This is a genomic window from Ferriphaselus sp. R-1 (assembly GCF_000746095.1).
Classification (GTDB): Bacteria; Pseudomonadota; Gammaproteobacteria; order Burkholderiales; family Gallionellaceae; genus Ferriphaselus.
On sequence record NZ_JQKP01000019.1, the window covers coordinates 33,672 to 40,785 of the forward strand.

Sequence of the window (7,114 nt, forward strand, 5' to 3'; positions counted from 1 at the left end):
ATCCGTTTACGGCGTCCTGCCGGTCATGCCCGCACCCCGGCTTCGCCCACCGTGGCATGACGGCTATACCTCCGTTGTGATAGGCGAAGACAACGGCCGACGACTCCCCTCGCCCATTGGGAGAGGGGATGGGGGTGAGGGAATTCGCGTTCAACGGATGCGCCCTCACCCTAACCCTCTCCCGGCGGGAGAGGGGACGAGGTTGCTTGTTCCAGCACTGCTTCCACCAGATAGCGTGGCCGATGCCGCACTTGCTGGTAGATACGCCCCACGTATTCGCCCAACAGGCCGATGCCGAACAGGGCGATGCCGATGAGGAAGAACATCAGCGCGAACAGGGTGAACAGGCCTTCGGCTTCCGGGCCGATCCACAAACGGCGTAACACCAAAAACACGAAGAAGACCGCCGACAGCAGCGAGATGCCGATCCCCGCCATCGAGAACCATTGCAGCGGCACCACGGAAAAGCCCGTCACCAAATCGAAATTCAGGCGGATCAGGCTATACAGCGAATATTTGGATTCGCCCGCCGCGCGTTCTTCGTGGCCGACCACCACTTCGGCGGGGTTGCGCGCGAAGGTGTAGGCCAGCGCCGGAATGAAGGTGTTCACTTCGCGGCTGGCGTTGATGGCGTCGATGATGGCGCGGTCGTAGGCGCGGAACATGCAGCCCTGGTCCGTCATCTTGATGCGGGTGATCTTTTCGCGCAGGCCGTTCATGGCGCGCGAGGCGTAATGGCGCCAAGTGCTGTCGTTGCGCTGGCGACGGATGGAGCCGACGTAATCGTGACCTTCGTCCATCTTGGCCAACAGCAAGCCGGTGTCTTCGGGTGGGTTCTGCAGGTCGGCATCCAGCGTCACCACGCGTCGACCACGTGTGCGCTCGAACCCCGCCATGATGGCCATGTGCTGGCCAAAGTTGCCGTTGAACAGCACTACGCGGGTCACGTCTGGGCGATTCTGGAACTGTTCGCGCAGGATGGCGGCGGAGCGGTCACGGCTGCCATCGTTGACGAACACGATCTCGTAGCTGATGGCGAGCTGGTCCAGCGCCGGATACAGGCGGTCGAACAGGGCTTGCAGGCCCTGCTCTTCGTTGTAAACGGGAATGACGACCGAGAGTTCGACGCTCATGCGGCTTGTGCCGGGATGAAGTCGCGCTGCATCACGATGCGGTTCTGCGCGTCCACGTACACGAGTTGCGGATGGAAGCGCTCCAGCTCCAGCTCCGTGTATTGGGCGTAGGTCGCAATGATGAGCAGATCGCCGGGCTCGGCCTTGTGCGCCGCCGCTCCGTTCACCGAAATGGTGCCCGAACCGCGCTGGGCGCGGATGGCGTAGGTGGTGAAACGCTCGCCATTGCTGACGTTGTAGATGTCGATCTGCTGATATTCACGGATGTCGGCGGCGTCCAGCAGATCGTCGTCGATCGCACAGGAGCCTTCGTAATGAAGTTCCGACTGCGTGACGGTCACGCGGTGCAGTTTCGACTTGAGCATGGTACGTTGCATGGACAGACCTTCCGGAAAAGAGGCGCGCATTATATAAGCGCTTACCCCTCAAGACAAATTTCAAGGTTATCGATCAGGCGGGTGTGGCCCAGCCGGGCCGCCGCCAGCACCACCAGTGCGCGTTCGCCCGGTGCCGGAGCGGCGAGCGTGGCTTGCGAGCGTATCGCCACATAATCCACCTGCCAACCGCGTTGCGCCAAGGATTCAAGCGCTTGCTGCTCCAACGCGGCGGTGTCTCGGACACCGGCACACAGATTTTGTTTCACGGTCTGCAAGGTTTGCGACAAGAACACCGCTGCGCCACGCTCGGCGGCACTCAGGTACTGATTGCGCGAAGACAGCGCCAACCCGTCTGCTGCCCGCACCGTCTCGCCACCGATGATGGTGATGGGCAGGTTGAACTGCGCCACCAGCTGGCGGATGACGTGCAGCTGCTGGTAATCCTTCTTGCCGAACACCGCCACCTGCGGCTGGACCAGGTTGAACAGTTTCAGCACCACCGTCGCCACCCCGCTGAAATGGCCGGGCCGGGCCGCGCCGCACAGCTCGCTGGCGATGGGCGGCGGGGTGACCGTCATGGTCTGTGGCGCGGGATACATCTCCGCCACCGACGGCGCGAACACCACGTCCGCCAGTCCGTCGAGCTGAGCACAGTCCGCCTCCAGCGTGCGCGGATACTGGTCGAAATCCTCGCCCACGCCGAACTGCAAGGGGTTCACGAAGATGCTCACCACCACGCAGCGCCCGTGCTGGCGGGCGATGCGTACCAAGTCCAGATGCCCCGCGTGCAGATTGCCCATGGTGGGCACGAAGGCGACGGGCGGCTCACTGGCCAGGCGGGCGCGCAATTCGGCGACGGAGTGGATCAGTTGCATGCTCAAGGTTTCCTGATGATGGACGGGTAGTCCCGCGCTGGGGACGGGGTGGAGTGTATCAGAGCTGTCGACCTTGACGATCGTCGTAGCCGTGGCGATGCGGCTCCGGCGGCAGGCACAGTGCCGGGCAGGGAATGCCGTCACCGTCCTTGTCCAGGCTGGACAGGCCGCAGTGGCTGAGGAAGAAGTGTGCCTCGTCGCAGCTGCGCATCTGGCTGCAATGTCGTTTGCGGCCACAACTGAAATCGGCTGCTGCGGAATACGGCGATCTGTCTCGGGGTGCCGCTCCGGTACCGGGATGACTCTTGCGCCATTCCCAGGGCGGGACGGGATCGGATTGCGCCCACAGGCCGCGCCCGGCCTGCTGTGCTTCGTGTTGCAGGGCGGTGTACTCCCGGTCGCGGTGAAAGTAGGAATATTCCCAGGCCATGCCGCTGCGGACTTGCTGTTGGTTCACGCTATGGCCGTCCCAGGTGAGTTGCGCCACCCAGCGTCCGTATTTGTCGGTCGCCACCGTGTCCACGCGCACCTCGTGACCCAGCACCAGTTCGACCAGTGCCTGACGGGATCGGGCACCGAACGGCTGTGCTTTCTCCGGCGCGTCGATACCGGCCAGGCGTACCTTGGCGGGCCGTTTCCCCGAGCGCGCGACCAGCACGGTGTCGCCATCGAGCACGGCGATCACTTTGGCGTTGAAGGTCTCGGCGCGTGAGGCCGTAGTCCACAGGCTGCCGGGTATGAGGCCGAGGCAAACCGGCAGCAACCAGATGTGTGCCACCCGGGCGATACGACCGACCGTCACAACAGGCTCTTGACCACGGCTAGGCACAGCAGGGTGTAGCCCGCCGCGAGGATGTCGTCGAACATCACGCCCAGTCCGCCGTGCCAGTGCTGGTCGAAGTGGCGGATGGGGGGCGGCTTGACGATGTCGAAGAAGCGGAACAGCGAAAAGGCGAGCAGGTTCCAGATCAGGCCGGAGGGGGTGAAGAACAGCACCAGCATGAAGGCTACGATCTCGTCCCACACCATGCCGCCGTAGTCCGCCGCGCCCAGCGCGCGCCCGGTGCGCTGGCAGGCCCACACGCCGATGGAGAACAGCCAGATCAGCAACAGGATGAAGCCTGCCTCGGTGAACTTCGGGGCCAGCCAGATATACAGCGGAAAGGCGACCAGCGTTCCGGCGGTGCCCGGTGACTTGGGGAACAGGCCGCTGCCGAAGCCGAACGACAGGAAGTGCGCCGGATGGCTGAATACGAAACTCCAGTCCGGCTGTACGCGTAACTCATGCGAAGTGGTCATAACCGCTAGCCTCCATTCTCATCTCATTGCCCAAGGCATCGCGCACCGTGCATCCCGGTCGGGCCGTGGTCTGGCCGATGCGGGTGAGCGGCAGGTCCAGGCTGGCCGCCAGCCGTTCGATCTCGCTGCGCCGCGCTGCGGGGGCGCTGAAGCATAACTCATAGTCATCGCCGCCGGCCAAGGCGCAGCGCTGTAGCAGTGTTTCGTCGCCGCAGCCCGACAGTGTCGCGGACAGGGGCAGGCGGGCGAGATCGATCTCCGCGCCCAGACCGGAGCGGTCCAGGATGTGGCCGAGGTCGGCCAGCAGTCCGTCGGAGATGTCGATGGCGCTGTGTGCCAGACCGCGCAACGCCAAGCCCAGTGCCACGCGCGGCCAGGGCTGGTGCAAGCGGGTGGAACAGGCCGCCACAGCCGCCGCATCCAACACGATGCGGCCTTGCAGATGTGCCAGCGCCAGCGCAGCATCACCGAGCGTGCCGGACACCCAGAGGTCATCGCCCTGCCTGGCTCCGTCGCGCCGCAAGGCGGCGTGTGGCGGCACTTCGCCCATGATGGTGACGCTCAGGGTGAGCGGGCCGCGCGTGGTGTCGCCGCCTATCAGCTCCACGCCATGCTGCTCGGCCAGGGCGAACAAGCCGGCGGCGAAACGCTCCAGCCATGCGTCATCGGCCTGCGGCAGCGCGATCGCCAAAGTTGCCCAGCGTGGTTGCGCGCCCATCGCGGCGAGGTCGGAGAGGTTCACCGCCAGCGTCTTGTGTCCCAGCAGGAAAGGATCCGCCTCGGGGAAGAAATGGGTGCCGGACACCAGCATGTCGGTCGAAACCGCCAGGATCTGTCCGGCGGAGGGCGCGAGCAGGGCGCAGTCGTCCCCCACGCCCAGCATCGCACCGGGCGTGGGGCGGGTGAAATGGCGACGGATCAGGTCGAATTCGCTCATGTGCGTCACCTGATACCCGGGTGAAAATCGTGGGTGGTGGGTTGCTGGCTGTTCCGGCGCTGTTCGAGTTCGTGCAGGATCAAATCGCCCAGCATCAGGTAGCCGGTGGTCGAAAGGTGGGACTCATTGCCGGGATACAGGTCTACGGTTCCTGTGGCGAGGGCTTGGCGGAAGCGGGCGAGCACATTGGGCGTATCCATGCGGCCAGAGGCCACTTCCCAGAACTTCTTGTCAGGGTAAAGATACGTGGTCGACTTGTTGGGAACCACTACCCAGATCGGCGTGAGGCCGGGCATGCGCTGGTTCAGTTGCATCATCACATCGATCAGCGTGGGGTCGATGTCCTGCGCGCGGTCCTCGCCCATGTACAGCGCATCCTGGCATTGGTGATGGCTGAACAGTCGGCAGCCATTAGGTGTGCGCACGACCTTGGCTCCGCCATCCAGACTCCAGCTGCTGAACTCTGGTTTCGCGCTGAGTTCCTGATACTTGAGGGTGTTCAGTTTTGCCTGCATACCTATCGTCATTCTGCCGGAGAAGTCGATCTGGTCCGGGTCGAACGAAGTGAGGGGCGGCGGCTTGGGTCTGCTTGCTTCGATGCTCGAATGGAAATCCATGCTGTGACACTCCAGCGAGTGGCGTATCTCATGGAATCCACGTTCGATGGATTCCAGCACGATATAGCGACCTTTGAACCCCATGCCACGCACCCACGGCTCGAAATCCTTGCAGATGTTGCGCACACTGTTCCAGTGCTCGGTGTGTACCTTGAGTCCCTGCTGGGTCAGTTTCGTTTGCCATACCCGGCTACCCGAGAAGCTGTCGCCGATCACCAGTACGTCGGCTTCCTGCCAGGAGGATTGCCGCATCAGTTCGGGAGGGATGGCGGGCTGAGGTTGGGTCCAGCCGAACATGGACTCAGGCAAACGCCCGACCCGGGTCAGGTCGCCGTGGAATCTGGCCAGCGGCAGGAAAGCGTATCCCACGATGCCGTAGATCGCCGCTACGGCGAAGACCAGAATGGAGAAGAGTTTGGCGTGCTTCATATCAAAACTGGAAATAGAGGAACGGGCTGTAATTGCCGAAGTGGTCCAGGGCCTGATGCAGCAAATAGAGCACGACAGCGGCTTGCAGCAAGGCCAGCAGGTAGCTGCCTTTGAGGAATTTTAGCCGGTTCGAGTTGGGCAGCAGCCAGACCCAGGCGAGGGCCGGTATCAGCAGCTTTACCAGTTCGCGCCCCGACAGGTCGGTGGTCAGCAGCAGGTGACCATGCAACACCGCATCCAGCGCTATCGGCTTGGCGTGGATGCCGAACATCGCTTCCAGCATCACTTTGGCATGGCTGATGTCGGGGGAGCGGAACACCACCCAGGCGGAGACCACGGCGATGAAGGTGAGCGCGAAACCGAGCAAGCCGGACAGCCAGCCCGGTACCCAGCGGGTGTTCATGCCCTGCAATAGCTCGCGCCACAGGTGATTGACCATCAGGAACAGGCCGTGCAGTCCGCCCCACACGACATAGGTCCAGCCCGCGCCGTGCCACAGTCCACCCAGCAGCATGGTGGTCATCAGGTTGATGTGCCGCCACAGCTTGCCCTTGCGGTTGCCGCCCAGCGGGATGTACAGATAATCGCGCAGGAAGCGCGACAAGGTCATGTGCCAGCGCCGCCAGAAGTCGATGATGCTGGTCGCCTTGTAGGGGGAATCGAAGTTGACGGGCAGGCGGATGTTGAACAGCAGGGCGATACCGAGCGCCATGTCGGTGTAGCCGGAGAAGTCGAAATAGAGTTGCAGCGTGTAGGCCAGAGCACCTGCCCAGGCTTCGTAACTGGTCGGGATCATGCCCGATTGCACGCCGTCGAACACACCATTGGCGTAGGGTGCCAGCGCATCCGCACCCAGCGTCTTCTTGCACAAACCTACGGTGAACAGCATCAGGCCGTGTGCGACGTTCTCCCAGTTGACCCGGTAGGCCGCCGCCGGGGCGAACTGGGGCATCATTTCCTTGTGGTGTAGCACGGGTCCGGCGATGAGGTGAGGGAAATAGGTGACGAAGAGGGTGTAGTGGACGAAGTTGAACTCTTTGACCTTGGACTGAAAGGTGTCGACGAGGAAGGCGATCTGTGTGAAGGTGAAGAAGGAGATGCCGAGCGGGAGGATGATTTCGCCGAGCGAGAGTTTCGACCCGGCGACGGCGTTCAGGCTGTCCAGGAAGAAGTTCGCGTACTTGAAATAGGCGAGCAGGGCGAGGTCGGCAGCGATGGCGAAGACCAGCAGATGGCGCTGTCGCCGGTGCTGTTGCCGAGCTCCGGCCTGGGCGATCCAGACCCCGAGGGTGTAATTGAAGGCGATGGAGCCGAGCAGGAGGCCGACGTAGGCTGGGTTCCAGTAGCCATAGAAGAACAGCGAGGCGAGGGCCAGCCACCCGGCGGCATACCGCTCGCTCCATCGCGCCAGCCAGAAGAACCCCGCCAGCACCACCGGCAGGTACAG

Annotated in this window: 8 protein-coding genes; all 8 read right to left on the minus strand. The window is 63.2% G+C overall.

Annotation, left to right across the window (positions count from 1 at the left end; genetic code table 11):
• Positions 1-170: 170 nt before the first annotated feature.
• The gene (locus DM08_RS10530; RefSeq protein ID WP_035384620.1) at positions 171-1,133 is read right to left on the minus strand and encodes a glycosyltransferase; all 963 of its coding nucleotides are present in this window, start codon (positions 1,131-1,133) and stop codon (positions 171-173) included.
• Positions 1,130-1,510 (minus strand): aspartate 1-decarboxylase, encoded by a 381-nt coding sequence (gene panD / locus DM08_RS10535; protein ID WP_035384630.1) that lies wholly within the window; start codon positions 1,508-1,510, stop codon positions 1,130-1,132. Before panD ends, DM08_RS10530 begins: the two co-directional genes overlap by 4 nt.
• 41 nt (positions 1,511-1,551) lie before the next feature.
• Positions 1,552-2,385, minus strand: coding sequence for a pantoate--beta-alanine ligase (gene panC / locus DM08_RS10540; RefSeq protein WP_035384621.1), 834 nt, complete (start codon positions 2,383-2,385; stop codon positions 1,552-1,554).
• A 58-nt stretch (positions 2,386-2,443) separates the two neighbouring features.
• Complete coding sequence (locus DM08_RS10545) at positions 2,444-3,187, minus strand: thermonuclease family protein (protein WP_237560273.1); 744 nt, start codon at positions 3,185-3,187, stop codon at positions 2,444-2,446.
• Positions 3,184-3,684 carry a phosphatidylglycerophosphatase A family protein gene (locus DM08_RS10550; protein ID WP_035384622.1) on the minus strand — a complete coding sequence of 167 codons (501 nt, stop codon included), beginning with the start codon at positions 3,682-3,684 and terminating at the stop codon, positions 3,184-3,186. Before DM08_RS10550 ends, DM08_RS10545 begins: the two co-directional genes overlap by 4 nt.
• Positions 3,668-4,621, minus strand: coding sequence for a thiamine-phosphate kinase (thiL, locus tag DM08_RS10555; protein WP_035384623.1), 954 nt, complete (start codon positions 4,619-4,621; stop codon positions 3,668-3,670). The genes DM08_RS10550 and thiL overlap by 17 nt, the downstream gene beginning before the upstream one ends.
• A gap of 5 nt (positions 4,622-4,626) precedes the next feature.
• Positions 4,627-5,667, minus strand: a complete 1,041-nt coding sequence (locus DM08_RS10560) for a hypothetical protein (protein WP_051938137.1) — start codon at positions 5,665-5,667, stop codon at positions 4,627-4,629.
• Position 5,668: 1 nt separating this feature from the next.
• Positions 5,669-7,114: MBOAT family O-acyltransferase (locus tag DM08_RS10565; protein WP_237560274.1), on the minus strand; the 1,446-nt coding region annotated here is incomplete at its 5' end.

Bases quoted from the DNA above. Each gene is read 5' to 3' on its own strand.
- DM08_RS10530 (WP_035384620.1), bottom strand. From the start codon at position 1,133: ATGAGCGTCGAACTCTCGGTCGTCATTCCCGTTTACAACGAAGAGCAG.
- panD (WP_035384630.1), bottom strand. From the start codon at position 1,510: ATGCAACGTACCATGCTCAAGTCGAAACTGCACCGCGTGACCGTCACG.
- panC (WP_035384621.1), bottom strand. From the start codon at position 2,385: ATGCAACTGATCCACTCCGTCGCCGAATTGCGCGCCCGCCTGGCCAGT.
- DM08_RS10550 (WP_035384622.1), bottom strand. From the start codon at position 3,684: ATGACCACTTCGCATGAGTTACGCGTACAGCCGGACTGGAGTTTCGTA.
- thiL (WP_035384623.1), bottom strand. From the start codon at position 4,621: ATGAGCGAATTCGACCTGATCCGTCGCCATTTCACCCGCCCCACGCCC.
- DM08_RS10560 (WP_051938137.1), bottom strand. From the start codon at position 5,667: ATGAAGCACGCCAAACTCTTCTCCATTCTGGTCTTCGCCGTAGCGGCG.